This is a genomic window from Virgibacillus necropolis (genome assembly GCF_002224365.1).
Classification (GTDB): Bacteria; Bacillota; Bacilli; order Bacillales; family Amphibacillaceae; genus Virgibacillus_F; species Virgibacillus_F necropolis.
The window spans coordinates 870,888-891,482 of the sequence record NZ_CP022437.1; the positions used below are offsets into that span (position 1 = coordinate 870,888).

Below are 20,595 nucleotides of genomic sequence, written 5' to 3' on the forward strand. Positions count from 1 at the left end.
GGGATTAAAATGGATGAGGGATTCATTAATTCATATAGAAAACCGCAGCTTACTGGGAATTGGTTTTTAGATTTAAATCCATTAAACAAACTAAACATTATAATCATTCTAGTGTTTATTCCAATCTTTTATTCATATTGGCAAGCTAGTGTAGGTATTACAATATTGTATATAATACTGTCAATGATAGCAGGTTCTTTTAAAAAGTTTATCGGACCATTTTTAAAACTAGGTCTGATTATTGGACCTTTCTTTTTCATCCTTCGGGCATTGTTCTGGCCAGGGGAAACTACGTTATTTAAATTCGGAATTATCAACATTACTCAAGAAGGAGTAAACTTGGGAATTCGATATGGCACCATCATGTTAGTTGTTTGTGGTTTGCTGGTACTTTGCAGTGTGACAATTAAAGTCAAGGACTTGACCTACGCGTTAGAAAGAATAGGTGTACCACACACCGTAAGTTATATTATTCTTTCATCCTTTCAGTCTATAATCGATCTGAAGGATAAGTCAAAAGTTATAATGGACTCGCAGAAATCAAGAGGGATAGAGACAGAGGGGAATATGTTGACAAGGGTACGTGCATTTATTCCTGTATTAAGCCCATTATTTTTAGGGGCAATTTCAGGTGCAGAGGAAAAATCAATCGCAATGGATGCTAGAGCTTTCTCTGCTTCTGGTACAAATTCACATTTACGCTTTCTTCGTCCTGTTCCAGTTTGGGAAAAGGTTACGGTGGTAATGGTAGATCTTATTGTTATTGCATTTGTGGTTTGGAGGTTTATAGCATGAGCTATATAGAATTAAAAGATATCTCTTATAAATATCCCTTAAGTAAGGATGTTGTACTAAAGGAAATTAGTTATACATTTGAAAAAGGAAAACTTTATGGGATTATAGGGCCCAATGGTGGTGGAAAAACAACACTTTGTAATTTGATTAAGGGCCTTATTCCAAACTTTTATGATGGCGAGTTAACTGGAGAAGTTTTAATAGAGGGTAAAGACATCCGAGATTGGGATAGTAGTGTGCTGGCTACAACTATTGGTTATATATTTCAAAACCCTTTTACACAAATTAGTGGTATAAAGGAAACTGTTTTTGAGGAAATCGCACTAGGACTAGAAAATCTCGGTGTGGAAAAGGAAATAATGATTAATCGTGTAATAGAAGTCATTAAACTTCTTGGGATAGAAGATTTGGTTGAAAAGGACCCTAATAAACTTTCGGGGGGGCAACGCCAACGGGTCGCATTTGCATCCATAATAGCAATGGATAGTGATATATTGGTGATTGATGAACCAACGTCTCAGTTAGATCCACAAGGTACTTCAGATGTATTCAAAATTATTCAAGGCTTGAAGGAACAGGGAAAAACCATTTTACTTGTTGAACATAAAATAGATTTAATTGCGGAGTATGCAGATGAAGTTCTAGTTATTGATCAAGGTGAGTTGATTTATAGTGGTGAAACAAGTGAAATTATTTCCAATAGGGAATTGCTTAATATAGGCATCAGTATTCCACAGGTTGCCTTATTATCCCATGATATGCAAACTTCGAATGAACCGTTTGAACAATTTGCTATTACAAAGTCACAGGCAAGGGAACAAATCTTGAAAAGAATGGGGTGACGTAAATGAAGTCTGTTGAATTAAGAAACGTTACTTTTGCCTATCCTAATGGTTACGTAGCAAATGAGCAACTAAATCTTCAAATCGGGAGGGGGGAGCGAGTTGCAATTGTTGGTCAAAATGGGGCAGGTAAAACAACAGCGGTAAAACTAATAAATGGGTTGCACAAACCAACACAGGGGGATGTTTTTGTTGATGGGGTTAACACAAAAGATAAAACAGTAGCCCAGATTTCTGCTTATGTTGGTTATGTGTTTCAGAATCCTGATGATCAAATTTTTAATAACAGTGTGAAATCGGAAATTGAATACACTTTACGTTATTTAAAGTTACCTTCTAAAGATATTGAACGTCGTGTGGAACGAGCTGTAGAATTAACAGGGATTGGGGATTATTTGGATATGAACCCTTTTGATGTCCCTTATTCAATTAGAAAATTTGTAACTATTGCGGTGATACTTGCCATCGATACTCCCTATCTTATTCTCGATGAACCTACTGCAGGACAAGATTTAATTGGAATTAAGAAACTTATAGAACTCATGGACTTGCTGCAAGAAGAACAGAAAAGTGTCATTACAATTACTCATGATATGGAGTTTGTTGCAAATAACTTTACTAGAGTTATAGCTATGGCTAACAAACGTATTATTGCTGATGACACACCTAGAAACATCTTTTGGCATGAGGCCGTAGTTGCAGAAGCAAAAATTAAAAAGCCTGAAATTGGCGAGTTAGCAAAAAAGGTGGGAATCGGTGGAAATATCATATATAGAGATGAAATGGTTGAAAAGCTTTCATACAATCTAAAACCAAGTGTGAATTAAGAGACCCACCGAATAATTAGGAATTCGCTTAGTTGCGAATTTCAATGAAACTGTTTAGAGGGATGATAAAATGAAGCATAAAAGGAATTTCCTCGATTTATTTGAAGTAGAAAAGCCAATTTTGGCTATGATCCATTTAAAAGGTGATAATGATGAAGAAAGATTAAAAATTGCTAAATGTGAAATAGATTTATTGATTGAGAGTGGTGTAGATGGATTAATTGTTGAAAACTATTTTGGTAGTGTAGCGAATGTCGAAGAAGTGCTAAAGTATCTTCATAAGGAGCGTAACAATATCGTTTATGGTGTTAATGTACTTGGTGACTATAAAAGTGCATTTGAATTAGCTGATTGTTACGGGGTTAAGTATATCCAAATAGATTCTGTGGCGGGGCATTTAAACTCAGCTGATGATAGTAGATTTCATAAACATATAACTAGTTTACGTGAATCTACAAATATCTCTGTGCTTGGCGGGGTTAGGTTTAAATATCAACCTTATTTATCTGGTAGATCTTTGGAAGAGGATCTCCACATAGGAATGGATCGATGTGACTCGATGGTCGTTACGGGTAAAGGAACTGGGATAGAGACGGATTTAAATAAAATCAATCAGTTCCGTGACATTATGGGTTCTAATTTTCCGTTAATTGTCGGCGCTGGTTTAACAGTAGAAAACTGTGCTGCTCAGATTTCTCTTGCAGACGCTGCTATAGTGGGTAGTTATCTTAAGGATACTGGTAATGACGATGGGAATGTTAGTTTGAAAAATGCCAAAGCGTTTATGAATGAAGTGGAAAGGTTAAGAAAAATGTATAACCTTAATTAGTAATATAGGGGATGTATGTATTGAAAATTAAAGTTATTCCTGTTTCATCTGTCGATTTCTTGAAGTTTGGCAGATATTATAACATGAAGGATGGGACCAAAGATACTGCGATTACAAAGGGAAAGAGTTTTACTGATGTACGAACAATATCTCCATTGATTAATTCCATCGGGAACCTAGGTTTTACTCTTGGATCAAAACTACCATCTAAGACATATAAGATGGAAAGACATCTTCACACGCAAGAGGCACTTTTTTGTCTTTCTGATTCGATGATTATCACAATTGCAATTGGTAGTGGAAATGAACATCCGCTTGCATCCGACGTGGAAGCTTTCATTTTGTCACCTGGAGAAGTAGTTGTATTAAATAAGGGTGTTTGGCATGATGCCTGCCATGGAGTTGGAAAAGCGGTGTACTACTATTGGATGGCTACCGAGCGTGAAGATGTGGAAGATGAATGGGTTGATATAAGCCCCGGGCCAGTTGAAGTGTATATTTAACATCTGATCCATTAGGGGGAGCAACAACTGGTTTTAGTGATTAGTATCCATTGCGAATGCTAACTAATGTTTTTTCTTTAGGATTTGATATACTACCTGGTCTCGGGAAGTGAGGATACAGATATCACCAACAAGGAGGAACTGGGTTATTATGAAAAGAGAATATTCTATTTTTGTTGGAGATGTGGCACTTGATGAATATTATAAGGCACCGTATTGGCCAAATATCAGTGAAAAGTTGATTGTTGAGACATTAAAACCAAATATAGGTGGAATGATTGCTAATGCTGCTAGTGTATACGCTGGATACGGTGAATCTACTTTCTTTGTTTCTCTTCTTAATAGTGGAAAAGTAACCCGAAAATTGTTAAAAAACCTTGATGAGGGTGGAATTGATACGCGTTATATATTGTATGATGATAACCTTCCTGACTCGAAGACAATTGTATTTCTCACGGAAAATGATCATACTATTTTCATACCAAATTTAGGTATTAATTATATTGATATAACACCTGAAGTTTTTGAGGCGATAAAAGGGGCCAAATTGATTTACACGACCATCATGGAAATAAAGCGGTTAAGGTATAATCAGCTTGAGGCAATTGACATTATTAAAGAGGCTAGATCTCTAGGCACCAGGTTTGTTTGCGATCTTGATGTGGCCCATCTTGAACCTGGAGATGAGAAGTACATTAAAGAAATGGATATCGTATTTTTTAATCAAATGGGTTTTCGTGTATATCAAAAAGGAACTTCTTACGAAAAAGCTATCTTGAAACTATTGGAATACGGGATAGAAATAGTAGCTGTTACAATGGGAGCAAATGGTGCTAACATCCACACTAGAGAAAAGAAAATACATGTACCTGGAATTCCGGTTGAAGTTGTTGACGTAACAGGAGCTGGCGATACTTTCTGCAGTTCATTTATTTACGCGATGAGTAAAAGTAGTAATTTGTATACTGTATCTAACTTTGCAAATGCTGCAGCATCACGTGCTGTTACAAGGATGGGCCCACGGGGAGGTGTAACGAAAAGTAAATCAGTTATAGATTTTATGAAAGAAAAAGGACTCGAAGTTGGGGAAGAATACCAGTCATTTTTGGAGTCGAGATAAAGGACAATAGCTATAAACCTGTACATAAAGAGTATGTACAGGTCTTTTTTTGAATAATAAAATATAGGGGAACTGGTATTAAATTATAAAAAATAGTGTTGAAAAAGCTGCACTCTATAATGGGTGAGTTTTCAAAAAGTAAAGAAAGCATCCCTGTAATGAAGAAAATGCGGATTGAATAAAAGAGCCCAGTGCAACGCACTATTCAATTAATTATTTATTCCTCCCCCTTCCTCGCCATACAATAAATCCGCTCAAAATGATCACTAACTTCTTTCATATCGTTCTCACTAAAAACAGTCCACTTATCCAACTGCAAAAAGAAAGGCTTATCAATTTGATTTTTTACCAAATAGCTTTAGTAACTCTTCCATTTCCTCGATATTGGCCTTACGTTCCTCTTTTCTCTGGACACACTCCTTACTGGTGAGTAAATAATCGATGGATGTTCTAGAAAGCTCTGAAAGCATGATCAGTGATTCATAGAATGGTCTTCTTTCTTCTCTTTCATAGGAACCGTAAACATTTTTTGTAAAAGTTTATCAAGAAGGTTTTCTAACCTCCTACCGATTTCATTCAAATTGCCTTTCACCGATACGATTGTGATTCGTTTGGAGTAGCAGGCAATAGCTTTTTGATGATGGCTCAGTACTATCAAATTTGAATGAAACAGTTAACAGAGAAATAAAGGGAATTACAAGTTAGGTAGATAAAGTTAATGTGAAATTAGCCGTGTGATAATCACTATAATTTTATAAAGGTTTAAGATCCAAGCGAACTAAACAAATGTTCGACTGGATCTTTTTTATTTGTATTTGATACTTGTCTTTAAAAAAGGAAAGCCAAATTCAAACAATATCATTGTTAAGATGCAGTTCTAAATTACTACCAGGGTAGTATAAATAATTTTAGAGGTGAATTGCGTGAAATTAAAACAAGTAGTAGACAGCTTAAAGAAGCTGGGATTTACGGAATACGAAGCTAAAATTTATCTTGGACTCCTACGTTCTCATCCGGCAAACGGAAATGCAATAGCCAAGTTATCCGGTGTGCCGACACCTAAGGTTTATGAAACAGTTCGAAAAATGCTAGAGCGTGAAATTATTTTTACGGTCTCGGGAGGGGAGGAAGGAAAAAAAGTTCGTTACAGCCCGCTTCCATATAAAGATCTTTTAAACCAAAAGAAAAAATCATTTTCGGGTAATATGTCCTTTCTTTCGGAAGCGCTAGTCGAAGTATCCTCGATGAGTGATACAGATTGGACAGAGCTGTTTGTGATTCGCGGTTACTCATCTGCTATGGAAGCAGTTGAATCCTCAATCAAAAACTCTAAATCTGAAATTGTAATGAGCTGTTGGTGTACTGAACTCGATGTTTTAATAGAACCCCTTACTGAGGCACACAATCGTGGTGTTAATATTGTAACCTTAGCTTTTGACGACAGTGACAGAGAGGTACTATGGCGTAACTTTAAACATTATGGCGGTAAAACAGTGCTTTTTCGTCATGGAGGGGAACTTTCGATTGTAATTGATCATTCCAAAGCTATTGTACTTCAGTCACTAAACGATTCACCTCATGCGGTTGTGTCAGGTCATCCTGTAACAATTTCAACTACACGAAATTATATCCGTCATGACATTTACGTCAACCGAATGCTCGACGACTTCGAGGGGGTGATGAAACAGAGATATGGAAATGAACTTGAGCATCTAATTAGAGACTTTTGATATCGAAAACATAATCCATAAGTATAAAATTGAAAGGGTCTGCAATTTGGAGCAAGTATTGATAATGAGTAAAATTACCTAACCAAGGAGGACTTTCATGGAAAAGCTAATAATTACTGTAGCAACAACTGGGGCCGTTACAACAAGGGATAACTCGCCATATCTTCCTATTACACCAACAGAAATAGCGAGTGAAGTGTTCGATTCGTATAAAGCAGGTGCATCGATTGCGCATATTCATGTTAGAGATAAAAATGGGGACCCGTCAATGGATTTTGAGAGTTTCAGGGAAACCGTTGAACGAATTAAGGAAAAATGTGACATTATTATTAATCTTACTTCTTCAGGAGGGCTAAATTTAAAAGAGGAGGATCGATTAAAGGTTTGTGAATTACAGCCAGAGTTTGCATCATTAGACGCCGGATCGATGAATTTTGGTTCCTCAGTTTTTCTGAATTCCCCTCCTTTTCTAGAGAAACTGTCAAAAAAGATGAATGAACATGAGGTTAGACCCGAAATTGAAATATTTGATTCAGGGATGATTAACAATGCCTTGATGCTTGCGAAAAAAGGACTTATTAAACCTCCTTTTCATTTTCAATTTGTTTTGGGAGTACCAGGTGGTATGACTGCCACACCAAAAAATCTCATCCATTTGATAGATAGTATTCCACCTGGATCTACCTGGTCTGTAATAGGGATTGGAAAACACCAATTGGTCATGAATACTTTGGGGATCACACTAGGCGGACATGTACGTATTGGGATGGAAGATAACGTCTATTACAAAAAGAATGAATTGGCAACAACAAATGCTCAATTTATCGATAGAATTGTTCGTATTTCTGATGAATTAGAAAGGGAGGTGGCGGATGTAAGTGAAGCGAGAAAGATCTTAGGATTAAACTAAATTTGGGGGGATATCTAATGAGTAGTTTTCAGATCATTGATTTAAGCGTACCGATAAGCGAGAGAGTTAAGGAACCACTTCCTGCTAAAGTTGACTATTGCAAGCATGAACAAGGAGCCGAACAGGCTGCAAAGATGTTTGAGTTAGAACCAAATGATTTTCCCGAAAATAAAGCATGGGCGGTAGAAACCGTAACATTAAGTACTCATACAGGTACACATGTTGATGCACCTTGGCATTACTGGCCAACAACAGACGGGAAACCATCGAGAACAATTGATGAACTTCCACTTGAATGGTTCTACGGATCGGGCGTTTTATTTGATTTTCATAAAAAAGAGCCAGGCTATGAGATTACAACTGAAGATCTAAAACAAAAACTTAAAGAGTTGAATTATGAACTAAAGCCTTATGATATTGTTTTAATTCGGACCGATGCAGACAAAAAGATTTTTGAAGATAATTATTTCAATGCCCATTCAGGTGTTTCCGCTGAAGCTACCCATTGGTTAATAGATCAGGGGATAAAAGTTATGGGGATTGACGGTTGGGGCTGGGACATACCTTTCCATTTGCAGGCTGAAGAATATAAAAAGAATCCAAGAGATGGTGTTTTATGGGCAGCTCACTTTGTAGGGCAGGAAAAGGAATATTGTCAAATCGAAAAGTTAGCTAACCTTGATCAAATTCCTAAGCCCTATGGATTTAAGGTAGCTGTTTTTCCTGTGAAAATTGAAAAGGCAAGTGCCGGATGGGCGAGACCTGTAGCAATTATTGAATAGGGGGGATATTGATGAGTTTTAATTCAGTGTTTCTTATTTACTTTTTAATCTTTTTTATTGTACTGCTGTATGGTGGCTGGATAACGAGAAAATGGGTAAAAAATTCGAACGACTACTTATTAGCTGGTAGAGAAGTTGGTTTAATAATTAACGTCTTTGGAGTTGCAGCAATAGGGTTTGCTGGTACCATCATTACACTTGGGCCAGGGCTAGCTGTTTTATATGGTTTTTGGGGATCATATGGTTTCGGTTTTGCTTATCTTTTTGGTGGATTAGCCCTTTATGGAATTTTCTTTGCACCTTATATTCGCAGATCCGGTGCACACACACTACCTGAATGGCTTGAAATGAGGTTTGATTCAAGAACGAGGGTACTAGTAACTATCGCGAGTATACTAGGCCTACTTGGAATTATGGCAAATAACGTGGTTTCCATGGCTATAGTTGTTAACGGTTTTACTGGTTGGTCTTTAATCTGGACCCTCTCCGCAATCTTTTTATTGTTTTTGTTATTCACTTATATTGGGGGCTTCTGGGCTGTAACATTGACTGACTTTCTTCAAATGTGTATTGGTTTAGTTGCGCTCCCGGCAATGCTACTTTCGTTGTTAATAGAATTCGGCGGATTTAACTTTATTAAGAATAACTGGCCGAGTGATTTAAGTTATTGGACACACGGATTTACTGGGGATCAGTTAAGTATCTTTTCCTTGCAATATCCTAGTCTATTAACCTTTTTTATCCTATTTGCCTGTTTCCTAGTATGGGGAAACAATTATTACTGGCTACGAGTATCATCTACCAGAACTGAAAAAACTGCAAAATTATCATTTGTATTTGCAGTTATTTTATTGGCAGCGGTACCCTATTTAATTCTTACAATAACAGGATTATATGCTGGTTCGTCATTCCCTGAAATTTTCACTCCTAATGGTGGTAGCGTTTCACCAATGGCTGCATTTGGAGTTGTTCTGAAAGGATTACCAATAGCTGTAGCAGCACTTGCTCTTATGGGGTCACTCGCCGCGTCTATCTCTACTTCTACAACGGCTTTAATAGGGGCCTCTGGCACAGCAGTAAGAGATATTTACCAACGTCACATAAAACCAACGGCAACACCTAAAGAGCTTACTTTACCTTCAAAGCTAATAACAGTAGGCTTAGGAATATTAGTTTGGTTATTTTGCTTTTACCCAGGTGGGCCATTATATCTATTCGCTTTTGCAACAGCGTGGTTAGGACCACCTTCTGTTTTAGTGTTTTTAGGAATATGGTGGAAACGCACATCAAAACAGGGAGCATTTTATGGGGCTGTTCTAGGAATTGGGATAACAGCGTTACTTACCTTGTTAGATTTGTTAGGAATATTTTCAATAAGCCAATATACGCATGTTGGTGTAGTTGGACTATTTGTTACTGTATTATTCACCGTTACTGTGAGTTTAATGACTATCCCGAATTATTATGGTAAGGCAAATTGGAAACTAAAAGAAGAGCCTACTGCAGAACTGTTTAAACTCAATGAACAGGAAAAAGAAGTATTAAAACTTATATCTTCAGGTTATAACACAATGGCTGAAGTTTCGGATATGCTTGGAGTAGATTCTTCGGTAAGCAATAAACTTGTTGAAAAGCTGGATCAAACTAGGTTAATTTACCGGAGTAACTATACGGGACCAGGTTTCTATAGTTTTAATTTGACCGAAGCAGGATCAGAATATATCAATCGAAACATGGATTCAGATGAAAGAGTTGAAGAATTTTTAATGGTGGAGGATCTGACTATTTTGCGAAAAATAGGGCTAGGAGTAACAGAATTCAATAAGTATGTAGAGGAGACAGACATGGATTCATTAAAGGTTTCTGTAATTGTTTCAAAGTTAATTAAACAGGGATATTTAAAAGAAAGCGGTCTATGGAAAAGGCAGATCAATATTAATGAGGCTGGCAAGGCAGTTTTAGATAAATATAAGTTCATAGGATGATAACAATTGTTTGAGAACTAGTAAACACCAACAGTGAGGAGGTTACTCACTCATCACTGTTGGTGTATTTGATAACTCGATAAGTTTCGTTTCTTTAGATGAGAAGTCCCGATAAGGCTTTAATACAATTGAGGTTCGTTAAGTTTATGTTCTCGGAACCACTTAGCTATACCAAAGCTACTTTCTTTCCAGGCATCAAAACGTAATTTCCATTCTATTCTTTTTTCCTTATTAATTGATAAGAAGATTATCTCATGACAGACTTACAATTAATATGTGGTTTCTATTTGACGCTTACCTTTTAATAAATTATTTTAGTTTCTGTGCTTGCTTACTTCGTGCCTTATCCTTTCACCTTCTTTTTCTGCAATAGACTTAGATAAAGTCTGATAATAGTAAAAGAAGTATAAATTTTTAATTTTTACAGCACCCCATATTGATCCTAAAAGAACTCTAAAATTATTTGTTAATTTTTTATTTTCCTCAGGGTATTTTTTATAAAAATTTATCAATTCCTCTTCAAAATGAGCCTTCTCTTTTTTGCTCAATGTAGATAAAAGGTCTTGGTAATCTTTTTGTGTAACTTCAAATTCTAAATCATGAGCATATTGATTTCTAATCTTATTCAATTTTCCTATTGGAGGTATTAGTTCTTCATCTACAACACCTAATGATTTCACCAAATCTATTTTATGGGAAAATTGAACTTCTAATAATTTTCCATTTAAAGATACCTTACTTAATAATTCATTGATTTCTCTTTCTAAATATAGATGTGCCCTTAGTACAATAATTAACATATTTTCATCATTTGTTAATTCTATAAAATGTTCATATGATTCTCGCCAATCCTTCAATCTAATATCACGCCAAAAAAGAAGGTCTTTTTGTAATTCTTTTTTTTCCATAAACTCTTCCTCCTTCTATCTAGCCTATTCGACACAAGGAGGGAAAACCCTTTTTTTACCCATCATTATTTTACAAGGTACAGAAGGATGAAAGACTACTAGTGAAAATTCTATTTTGGCGCTTGGTTATGGAAGTCTGTGGTGAATTGTTGGATGGTGATAATATTCAAATCGCGGACCCATTCTTGACCCATTGCTTGACTATTGCTGGACCCATTTAGGACCATACTTAAACAATAAATAAAACAAAAGAGAAGAAGAGAATAAGAAAAGAAGAAATGCGCGAGGGTATTTCAATATTTTTTAATAGATGCGTCACCAATGTGAACAGAGTAATCGATTATGGGTGTGGGAGAAAATTACGGGAAGTTGCAGCATAAAAACGAGAATAACACAGATTTCTTTGCAAGGGTATTACCGAATTCTCCATGATATTTAATTTTTATTTTTCGCCCTAGAAAATGAAGGGATTTTTTATTTTTTAAGTATTTTTTATTTACATGCCACCAAATGGGGTACCTTCTTCGATTATAGAAGTAAAAGAGTATTAGTAACTCGCTGGGGGAGAAAGAATGGATAAGAATAATCAATTTACGTTTGAAGCAATTTTTGAGCAAAATCAGCGGAGAATTCATTACCATATTCATAAGTTACGTATTAATGATCCCCACCAAGAGTTTTACCAGGAAGGACTTTTCGCCATGTGGAATGCCTATAAAACGTATGAACCGGATAAAGGCGTCATGTCAACTTACTTCAACTATACGATCAAAAATCGTTTAATTGATTTAATGCGTAAAAAGTCAAGAGAACAACAGAACGAAGGTGCATGTGTGCAAGAGATAGGAAACAGAACGTATAACAGTAATCGCATCCGCAAAAGCAATGCACTTATTCCGGATATTACGGACATACCAATTGATGATTCGTCTACGATGATTTGGGAGCATGTAAAGTCATTAGTAACAGAAAGTCAATGGAGCTGGGTGTATCACTACATTATTTTAAATATGTCAATGAAGGAAATTGCTGAACAAGAAGGTACGACGGTTGAAGCCGTGAAGAGCCATGGAAAACGGGCGAGGAAGAGATTGAGAGAAGCGGGTTTGAAGGAGTTGATGAGGGGGTTGGATTAGGTGCTGGGTGTTGGTTTTCTGGATGAAGGATTCAAACACAAGATAAAGAAGAAAATTGATTATCACGAATAAGCCATTCAATACATAGGTGAAACACTAGAAGACCATTTGCGTTGTCTTTTATGGATGGGCTTTACACCACCAAAATCATACACTAGTGAAAAGCCTATATCGATTACAATGTAGTCAAATATAGTTCGTCGGTCCAACTGGTTGATCAACCAGTTGGACTTTACATTGGAAAGCCCAAATTAACTATTAATGAACTAAAAACAATAAACCATTTATAATTTTTTGTCTAGTATTGACAATTCTGTGAAGTATAATGTATTATGTATACATCATACAAAGAGAGGTTAGTATATGGAAAAATTGAGGATACAACCTATTAAAAAGAATAAAACTACAAAAGAAATTGTATATGAAAAACTGAAAACGGCAATTTTAATTGGTTCTATTAATAATCAGGAGATACTAACGGAAACAATGCTTTCTGAAGCACTAGAAACCTCAAGAACTCCTATTAGAGAAGCTGTTGCTGATTTAACAAAAGAAGGTTTATTAGTTCATATACCAAGAAAAGGATTTCACGTTAGAGAAATTACAGAAAATGAAAAAGATCAAATTATTTTCTTGCGATCAGCTATTGAATCAGAAGGATTAAAAAAGCTTGCTTCAACAGTAACTAAAGAACAGATAGTTGAGTTATTAGAAATTGTAGGAAATCAAGAAACTTCGATGAAAGAAGACGATCGAGTAAGATATATTGAATTAGATCAACTATTTCATCAACAAATATTAGAATTCGCAAATCAAAATATCTTAAGTCAGTTGTTACAGGATATGTACAATCTAACAAGACTAATTGGTCATCATGCTCTTATGAAAGATGGAAGAATGAGAGAAGTGTTGAAAGAACACAAGGAAATTATTCAATCGTTAGAAATAAATGATGGTGATAAAGCAGCGCAATTGATGAAAGAACATTTGGAGATTACAAAAGAAATTGTAAAGACGGTAAAAACGAATTAAATTTTTTTATTAATTTAAGAAAGCGTTACCATATGAGGGGGATTTATCATGAACAAAGAGAAATCACTTTATCCATTTGAAGTAGATGGGGAAATTAAGAATATCAAGGTGGATTCGGTTTATTGCATTGGATACACAGGTAGAAACAAAGAAAAAACAATGGAACATATAAAAGAGCTTGCTGAAATCGGTATTCCAGAACCATTAGAAGTTCCAACCTTATTCCCGGTGCGGACAAGCAGCTTAAGTCAGGGTAATAAAATTGAAGTTCTTGGTGGAAACACGAGTGGAGAAGCTGAGATTGTATTAATTTTTGGAGATTCAGAAGATGAAGTATATCTAAGTGTGGGTAGTGATCATACTGATCGATCGTTAGAGGCTGTCGATATTAATAAATCAAAACAAGTTTGTGATAAGCCGTGTGCCTCCAAAGCCTGGAAAATTGATAATGTTTTAAGTCATTGGGATGAATTAGAGTTATCTTCCCAAGTTTACGATAATGGTAATTGGCTGGAATATCAAAAAAATCCTATTTCTTCTATTATCAGTTTAGAAGAAATACAAAATTATCTTCAAAATAAAAAAGTGAAATTAAAAAATAGTGTGATATTTTCTGGTACAGTGCCTTTGCTTGACGGGTTTAAGTATGGCGATAAGTTTAAAATGCAACTAACTGATCCAATTAATAGTGAATATATTGAAACTTATTATGATATTAAAGACATTTCAGGAGGGGGAGAGTCATGAAGTATTCAATTTATCAAATGGATATAGTGCCTGGAAATCCAAGCGAAAACAGGCGAAAGGTTCAAGAGTGGATGGAGGAGGAGGTGAGAAATAGTAATCCCGATACAATAGTTTTGCCGGAATTATGGACCACCGCATATACACTTGATTCACTTGAACAATATGCTGACCAAAATGGAGAACCGTCCAAGAGTTTTTTACGAGAATTAGCAAAAAAACTCAATGTAAACATAATTGGTGGTTCAGTTACAAATAAAGTTGATGGTAAGTTTTACAATTCTTCTTTTGTTTATAACCGATCAGGAGAGTTAGTTTATGAATATGACAAAGTTCATCTAGTGCCTATGTTAAATGAACATAACTTTTTGTCTGTGGGTAAGGCTGTTCCTGAAGTATTTGAGCTCGAGGGAGTCAAAATGGGAGTAATCATATGTTATGATCTTCGTTTTCCAGAAGTGATTCGTTCGCTTGCGTTAGAAGGAGCCCAGGTATTGCATATTGTTGCTGAATGGCCAAGCGCACGTACCTCCCATTGGAGATATCTTCAAATTGCAAGAGCTATCGAGAACCAAATGTATGTTGTTTCATGCAACAGAATTGGGAGTTATGACGGGGTTTCCTTCTGTGGGAATTCAATGGTAATTAATCCTTGGGGAGATATTTTGCTAGAAGGTTCAGAGTCAAACGAAGAATCGTTACGAGTATCCTTAGACCTAGAAAAAGTTATTCAAGTTAGGAATGATGTCCCAATATTTTCAAGTAGGGTACCTCATTTATATAAAAAAGAGAATTAGAAAGGGGAGAAAAAAATGAAAAAGATAATTATGTTAACAGTTGTCGCAATGTTCGCTATAATTTTAGCTGCTTGTTCAGATTCAAGTTCGGGTGAAAGCAGTGGGGAAAGCAAGACTATTAAGTTGGCCCATTCAGGATCTGAAACTCATCAGTATCATATTGCTGCTAAAAAATTCAAGGAATTGGTTGATGAAAAAACAGATGGGGAGTTACAAATTGAAATTCATCCTAATGCTACCCTTGGAAGTGAAGCGGATGTTATCGAACAAGTGATAGGGGGATCTGTTGAAATGACAACAGTAGCTGCGGATAGTTCTTTCGCAAATACTGTTCCAGAAATGAATGTTTTCGGGATACCATATTTATTCATTGATAGAGAACATGTGTACAGTGTGCTTGATGGTGAGATAGGGAAAGATTTATTAAAAATGACTAGTGAAAATAGCCTTAAGGGTTTGGGATATTGGGAAGTTGGATTTAGACATCTAACAAATAACCAAAGAGAAATTGTTACACCAGCTGATGCGGAAGGGTTAAAAATTCGCGTTCAACCTGCTCCTGTATGGGAAACACACATGAAGGCTATAGGTGCAAGCCCAACACCTGTCGCATTTAATGAATTATATTCGGCTCTTGATCAAGGTGTAGTAGATGGACAGGAAAATCCTTTACCAACAATAAATTCAATGAAATTCTATGAGGTACAAAAGTATATTTCTCTTACTTCACATACTTATTCACCAGCCATTGTAGTAATGAATGAAAGTTTTTTTGATGGTTTAAGTGAAGATCATAAAAAGGCTGTACAAAGTGCTGTTAAAGAAACTACAGATTATCAAAGACAATTTCTTGCCGACAAAGAAGAAGAGATTAAACAAACATTAAAAGAAAATGACGTAATCATTACTGAACCTGACCGTGAGGCTTTTCGTGAGGCGACTAAAAATGTAAAAGATGCAGTTAGTGAAGAAGTCCCGCAAGAGCTAATTGATAGAATCAAAGAACAATAAATAGAGTAGCCCATAATACAAGCATTATGGGCTGCTTTTACAAAGGGTTGTGATTCAATGTTACTTAATAAATTTGATACGTTTCTTGGGAAATTATTAGAGACAATTACAACGATAGCTTTATCGGCAACAGTAATAATTACCTTTTTACAAGTAGTTTATCGTTATGCCCTGCAACAACCGCTAAGTTGGTCACAAGAGGTTTTAATGATTTGTTTTGTTTATAGCATTCTGTTTGGATCTGCGCTTGCGATTAAAAATAAAGAGCATCTAACTGTTGATCTATACGATAATCCTTCTAAATGGTTTTCAAGAATCTTAAAAACGGTAGAGTTTATAGTTGTAGGGGTTTTAATCATTGTGCTTATATACTATGGGTATATATTAGTAATGGAAAATTTTGCTTCAGGTCAAATTCTTGGAATTCTTCCAGTGAAAAAAGCTTACGTATACATGGCAGTCCCTATAAGTGCACTATTCATGCTATACTTCCACATTAAGAAGGTGTTCACATGATTTGGTTAGTTGTATTATTATTTATTCTAATTTTACTAAGAGTTCCAATTGCCTTTGCATTAGGAGCCGTATCTATTTTCGGAATCATGCTAACTGATATCGAGTTATTAATAAATGTGCCAAGAAAGGTTTTTAGTGGGATAGACAATTTCACCCTTGTAGCAGTACCTCTATTTATTCTTGCAGGTGAAATTATGACAAAAGGGGGAATTTCGAAACGTTTAATCGATTTTTCGAAAACTATCGTAGGTCCTCTTCCTGGTGGACTAGCTATGGTAGTAGTTCTATCCAGTATATTTTTCTCGGCTTTAACCGGTACAGCAATTGCTGCAGCAGCTGCTATTGGAGGGATGATGATTCCCGCAATGAATAAAGAAGGGTATGATCCCCGTTTTTCAGCAAGTCTTGTAGCTACTTCATCTACAATCGGGCCTATCATACCACCTAGTATAGTATTGATTTTGTACGGAGTAATTGCAAGCGTTTCAATAGGTGATTTGTTCATTGCTGGAGTAATCCCTGGTTTATTAATGGGCTTAGGCTTAATGGGATACAGTTACTACATTGGTAAGAAAAAGAACTATCGATCTAGTGATAGGAAAGCTACCTTTAAGGAAGTAATTGTGGGGGCTAAAGATGCAGTATTGGCATTACTTATGCCGATTATCATAATTGGTGGTATAGTCTCTGGCATTTTCACACCTACTGAATCTGGGGTTGTAGCAGTATTTTATTCATTAGTAATAGGTTTATTCGTTTACAGGGAGATATCGATAAAAGATTTATGGAAAATCATGTTAGATACAGCCAAAACTACAGCAACGATCGTATTTTTAATTGGAACAGCATCTTTATTTATATGGTTTTTATCATTTAACCAAATACCAAATCAACTTATAGAATTGATGGGTCCAGTATCTGATAATCCTATTATTTTACTACTTGTAATAAATATAGTTTTATTAATTTCTGGTACTTTCATCGATACGATAAGTGCTGTTTCTATATTTACTCCACTGTTCTTACCATTAGTTTTAGCAGCTGGTATAGACCCAGTTCATTTTGGGATTGTGTTAGCAGTTAACCTTACTATTGGTATGGTTACGCCACCCCTAGGTGTGTGTTTATTTGTAACATCATCTATCGCAAAGATAAAAGTACCAAAGATGTTTAAATACTTATTTCCACAAGTTGCAATATTGATTATTGTTCTAATAATCGTTACTTATTTGCCAGAACTGATTTTATTTCCTGTAGGACTACTTGAATAGATAAGGGGAAATGATATGAACCCAAGCAATCAAAGATTAATATATCGAAAGAATTTGGATGCCAATACGACGTCTGGTCTATGCAATAATTATTTACAGGCAAACCTTATTACACTACCAAAACAATATGCGTTTGAATTCTTGCTATTCTGTCAGAGGAATCCTAAGTCTTGTCCTTTGATAGATGTCCTTGAAGCTGGCAATGTCACTCCAACCATAGCAGATGCGGATATTCGAACGGACATTCCTAAATACAGGGTTTATGAGAATGGGGTTTTTAGTAAAGAAGTTTTGGATATTTGTGATGTATGGGAGGATGACTTTGTTAGTTTTTTAATTGGTTGTAGTTTTACATTTGAAAAGGCGCTTAAGCGAGCTGGAATTCGAATGCTACACCAAGAACAGAACAAAGTAGTTCCCATGTTTAAAACGAATATACCTTGTGTCAAAGCTGGTATATTTGAAGGGAATATGGTAGTTAGTATGAGGGCATTAAAACAAGAAGAAGTTATGATTGCAACAAAAATAACTGAACAGTTTAAAACGTCACACGGCATCCCTATTCATATAGGAAAACCTGAGGAAATAGGGATCACCAATATTCATGCACCTGACTATGGTGAAAGCGTCATTTTTGATGAAAAAGAAAGGTTACCAGTATTTTGGCCTTGTGGAGTTACACCCCAAAACGTATGTTTACATGCAAAACCAACTATAATGATGTCACATGCACCAGGACATATGTTAATTACTGATCGAAAAGAAGAATATAATAGTTTTTGATTTTTCGAGTACCTGCCACTTCCGATTTTATGTCATATATTGTCGACTAAGATTATTAGGTTTGTAAAAGCTGTTAGAACTAATGTGCGTGATCTTACTGCCATTGGAGCTAGTGGCTTTTTTTGTGAAGAAAGGTTGTAGCTTAGATGATATTTCCCGCTTATTATTATGATGGTAGCTTACTATGAAAATAAACAAAAAATCAGCAGGAGTACAATCCTAAATTTCTCCCGCTAACACATTTTAAGCCAAGTAGATTTTTTTGTGCATCGGTTGCCTTTATTAGAATTATAGTGGCATTGCCAGATAAGTATGCGAGAGGAACATTTTCTAGGTCAACAATAACTAGATCGTCTGGTTTATTTTGTACAACGTATTGCCCCCCTTACTCTGTTCTTCGTTATCGCAAACAAGTGGAACTTGCTTTTGCGCATGAATCCAATCAGTTAGTTTCCATCATGCGTCATATAAAGGTACCAGTTAAACAAAAGTACAGACCTTTTTCATTATGAGGATACATTTCGACTCATTAAGCGAATCATCAAGCATGTTCGGGCAACCATTTTGCCCAAGGATCATGTTGAGAAAATAAAGGAATTACAGCTCCAGCAGGTTGAACAGCTATCATTACCTTCAGTTGTCTAAATTCCATTTTAGTCAAACAGCTTTAAAAAAAACTGTTTATGTCCAAGGGGGAAGTATGGCCTTTTTTCGACCTGACATTAATGAATATTCAGTTAATGTTACTGCGTTCTACTGCATTTACTTTTACTCCCAATTTCGGAATTGAAGATGGACGTTTTTAATCTAAAATTTTATTAAAAGGTACTTTTTGAACATCCTCTATTATAAGGAAGATGGCAAAATTATAATGAATTTTCCTACTAAAAATAAGTGGGGAGCAAAGTCCAAGCTGGAATATGTAGAAAAAGGACTGGATGAGCTCGTACCATTAATGGAGAAGTTAGGGATTCAATTGATTGCCATACCACCTTTAGGAAGTGGAAATGGAGGACTGGTCTGGAGCGAGGTAAAGAAATTGATTGAAGAGAAGCTAACAGCAGTGGATGAGAAGGTGTAGATCTTTATTTATGAACCATCTCAAAATTATGTGTCACAACCGAAAGTAGAACCCAACCTGAGCCTGTCAGCACTTGTATTGATGAATATCAAAGATCACCTTAATAAATTTGATACGTTACGACTACAAAAAACAGCTTTCTATATGATTGTTTTTTCTCGGGAGCATTATTTCAATTTCACAAGACATAAATACGGCCCATATGATAATTCTATTTCTATTGTCAGTAGGAACATTAAAGAATTTCAGAAATATCATGGTGTAAAAAGTACACAAGAGGCCTATGGTATTTTGTATAATAAAATTGTAAGTGGTCATGTTGAATCAAAGCTTGCAACTTTACGACCATTCATTAAAAAAGCAGCAGATTACGTTAATACATTCAATACCAATCATGAATTAGAATGCTTGTCTACAGTTACGTATTTATTAAGAGAAAAAGAAGAATTAACACAAGCTGAAATTGTAGATGAATATAAACGTTGGTCAAAAGATAAAGCCAAAAGGTTTTCGGAAGAGGATATCATAAACGGTATTGATAAGTTGTTCGACCTCCGTATTATCGAAAAAACGTTAATGGGGTATAGACTTAATCAATCGCATGCATTTAATCATAAATAGAAACGGTTGTTCATTACAGCATCTCATAGGAGGTGCTATTTTTTTATGCTCAATTTTAGGAAGTGGGATCAGTTTTAGTTTTGGTGCCTGTCACCCAAAACGATTCAGAATTGTTGGGTAGCAGGCATGTATTATAAAAACGATGGTTACAGTCATCTGATAGAGCCAGTTGTGCCATCTTTTTGATCCACCCTCCTATATAATGAAGGGACGAGTGCAAATTCATTATATAGGAAGTTTTTTTGTGATTAAATATCGAGAAATTTTAAGCCTTCATGCACAAGAAGTCATGCAAAGGGGGATAGCTTCAAGTAGTGGTCATTCCAAGAATATGATTACGGTCACTAGATTTTCCCCCCCTTTGATTACAGC

General features: G+C 35.7%; 21 protein-coding genes. 20 read left to right on the top strand and 1 reads right to left on the bottom strand.

Features of this window, described 5'->3' with window-relative positions:
* Positions 1–9: 9 nt before the first annotated feature.
* The 10 genes from CFK40_RS04150 to CFK40_RS04195 all read left to right on the top strand — a co-directional run bounded on the left by CFK40_RS04150 (position 10) and on the right by CFK40_RS04195 (position 10,323).
* Positions 10–795: an energy-coupling factor transporter transmembrane component T gene (locus CFK40_RS04150; RefSeq protein ID WP_089530856.1), complete on the top strand. Its 786-nt coding sequence runs from the start codon at positions 10–12 to the stop codon at positions 793–795.
* The gene (locus tag CFK40_RS04155; RefSeq protein WP_089530858.1) at positions 792–1,637 is read left to right on the top strand and encodes an energy-coupling factor ABC transporter ATP-binding protein; all 846 of its coding nucleotides are present in this window, start codon (positions 792–794) and stop codon (positions 1,635–1,637) included. The genes CFK40_RS04150 and CFK40_RS04155 overlap by 4 nt, the downstream gene beginning before the upstream one ends.
* Positions 1,638–1,642: 5 nt before the next feature.
* Positions 1,643–2,464, top strand: coding sequence for an energy-coupling factor ABC transporter ATP-binding protein (locus CFK40_RS04160; protein ID WP_089530859.1), 822 nt, complete (start codon positions 1,643–1,645; stop codon positions 2,462–2,464).
* A 70-nt stretch (positions 2,465–2,534) separates the two neighbouring features.
* Positions 2,535–3,293, top strand: coding sequence for a BtpA/SgcQ family protein (locus CFK40_RS04165; protein WP_089530861.1), 759 nt, complete (start codon positions 2,535–2,537; stop codon positions 3,291–3,293).
* Positions 3,294–3,313: 20 nt separating this feature from the next.
* Positions 3,314–3,796 (top strand): ureidoglycolate lyase, encoded by a 483-nt coding sequence (locus CFK40_RS04170; RefSeq protein WP_161493822.1) that lies wholly within the window; start codon positions 3,314–3,316, stop codon positions 3,794–3,796.
* 151 nt (positions 3,797–3,947) lie between these two features.
* Entirely contained in the window at positions 3,948–4,916 is a 969-nt protein-coding gene (locus CFK40_RS04175) for a carbohydrate kinase family protein (protein ID WP_089530864.1), read from the top strand.
* A 923-nt stretch (positions 4,917–5,839) separates the two neighbouring features.
* Positions 5,840–6,646 (top strand): TrmB family transcriptional regulator, encoded by an 807-nt coding sequence (locus CFK40_RS04180; protein ID WP_152640098.1) that lies wholly within the window; start codon positions 5,840–5,842, stop codon positions 6,644–6,646.
* Between the two features lie 97 nt (positions 6,647–6,743).
* A complete protein-coding gene (locus tag CFK40_RS04185; protein ID WP_089530867.1) occupies positions 6,744–7,556 on the top strand; it encodes a beta-keto acid cleavage family enzyme in 813 nt (270 codons plus the stop codon).
* Positions 7,557–7,573: 17 nt separating this feature from the next.
* The gene (locus CFK40_RS04190) at positions 7,574–8,338 is read left to right on the top strand and encodes a cyclase family protein (RefSeq protein ID WP_089530869.1); all 765 of its coding nucleotides are present in this window, start codon (positions 7,574–7,576) and stop codon (positions 8,336–8,338) included.
* Between the two features lie 11 nt (positions 8,339–8,349).
* Positions 8,350–10,323, top strand: a complete 1,974-nt coding sequence (locus tag CFK40_RS04195) for a sodium:solute symporter family protein (protein WP_089530870.1) — start codon at positions 8,350–8,352, stop codon at positions 10,321–10,323.
* Positions 10,324–10,637: 314 nt separating this feature from the next.
* Here CFK40_RS04195 and CFK40_RS04200 read toward each other — a convergent pair whose 3' ends face one another.
* On the bottom strand, positions 10,638–11,231 hold the full coding sequence (locus CFK40_RS04200) for a hypothetical protein (RefSeq protein WP_089530873.1): 594 nt from the start codon (positions 11,229–11,231) through the stop codon (positions 10,638–10,640).
* Between the two features lie 572 nt (positions 11,232–11,803).
* On the opposite strand from CFK40_RS04200, the gene CFK40_RS04205 reads away from it, so the two are divergent.
* The 10 genes from CFK40_RS04205 to CFK40_RS21255 all read left to right on the top strand — a co-directional run bounded on the left by CFK40_RS04205 (position 11,804) and on the right by CFK40_RS21255 (position 20,223).
* Positions 11,804–12,367 (top strand): sigma-70 family RNA polymerase sigma factor, encoded by a 564-nt coding sequence (locus tag CFK40_RS04205; RefSeq protein WP_089530875.1) that lies wholly within the window; start codon positions 11,804–11,806, stop codon positions 12,365–12,367.
* 363 nt (positions 12,368–12,730) lie between these two features.
* Positions 12,731–13,399 (top strand): GntR family transcriptional regulator, encoded by a 669-nt coding sequence (locus CFK40_RS04210; protein ID WP_227001858.1) that lies wholly within the window; start codon positions 12,731–12,733, stop codon positions 13,397–13,399.
* A 48-nt stretch (positions 13,400–13,447) separates the two neighbouring features.
* Complete coding sequence (locus tag CFK40_RS04215) at positions 13,448–14,146, top strand: DUF2848 family protein (RefSeq protein ID WP_089530876.1); 699 nt, start codon at positions 13,448–13,450, stop codon at positions 14,144–14,146.
* Positions 14,143–14,940, top strand: a complete 798-nt coding sequence (locus tag CFK40_RS04220) for a carbon-nitrogen family hydrolase (RefSeq protein WP_089530878.1) — start codon at positions 14,143–14,145, stop codon at positions 14,938–14,940. Before CFK40_RS04215 ends, CFK40_RS04220 begins: the two co-directional genes overlap by 4 nt.
* A 15-nt stretch (positions 14,941–14,955) precedes the next feature.
* Positions 14,956–15,951, top strand: a complete 996-nt coding sequence (locus tag CFK40_RS04225) for a TRAP transporter substrate-binding protein (protein WP_089530880.1) — start codon at positions 14,956–14,958, stop codon at positions 15,949–15,951.
* A gap of 57 nt (positions 15,952–16,008) precedes the next feature.
* A complete protein-coding gene (locus CFK40_RS04230) occupies positions 16,009–16,467 on the top strand; it encodes a TRAP transporter small permease (RefSeq protein ID WP_089530881.1) in 459 nt (152 codons plus the stop codon).
* The gene (locus CFK40_RS04235; RefSeq protein WP_089530883.1) at positions 16,464–17,738 is read left to right on the top strand and encodes a TRAP transporter large permease; all 1,275 of its coding nucleotides are present in this window, start codon (positions 16,464–16,466) and stop codon (positions 17,736–17,738) included. Before CFK40_RS04230 ends, CFK40_RS04235 begins: the two co-directional genes overlap by 4 nt.
* A gap of 15 nt (positions 17,739–17,753) precedes the next feature.
* A complete protein-coding gene (locus tag CFK40_RS04240) occupies positions 17,754–18,521 on the top strand; it encodes a putative hydro-lyase (RefSeq protein WP_089530885.1) in 768 nt (255 codons plus the stop codon).
* An 871-nt stretch (positions 18,522–19,392) separates the two neighbouring features.
* Positions 19,393–19,602, top strand: coding sequence for a macro domain-containing protein (locus CFK40_RS21250; protein ID WP_264371388.1), 210 nt, complete (start codon positions 19,393–19,395; stop codon positions 19,600–19,602).
* Positions 19,603–19,683: 81 nt separating this feature from the next.
* Complete coding sequence (locus CFK40_RS21255) at positions 19,684–20,223, top strand: hypothetical protein (protein ID WP_227001860.1); 540 nt, start codon at positions 19,684–19,686, stop codon at positions 20,221–20,223.
* Positions 20,224–20,595: the final 372 nt, after the last annotated feature.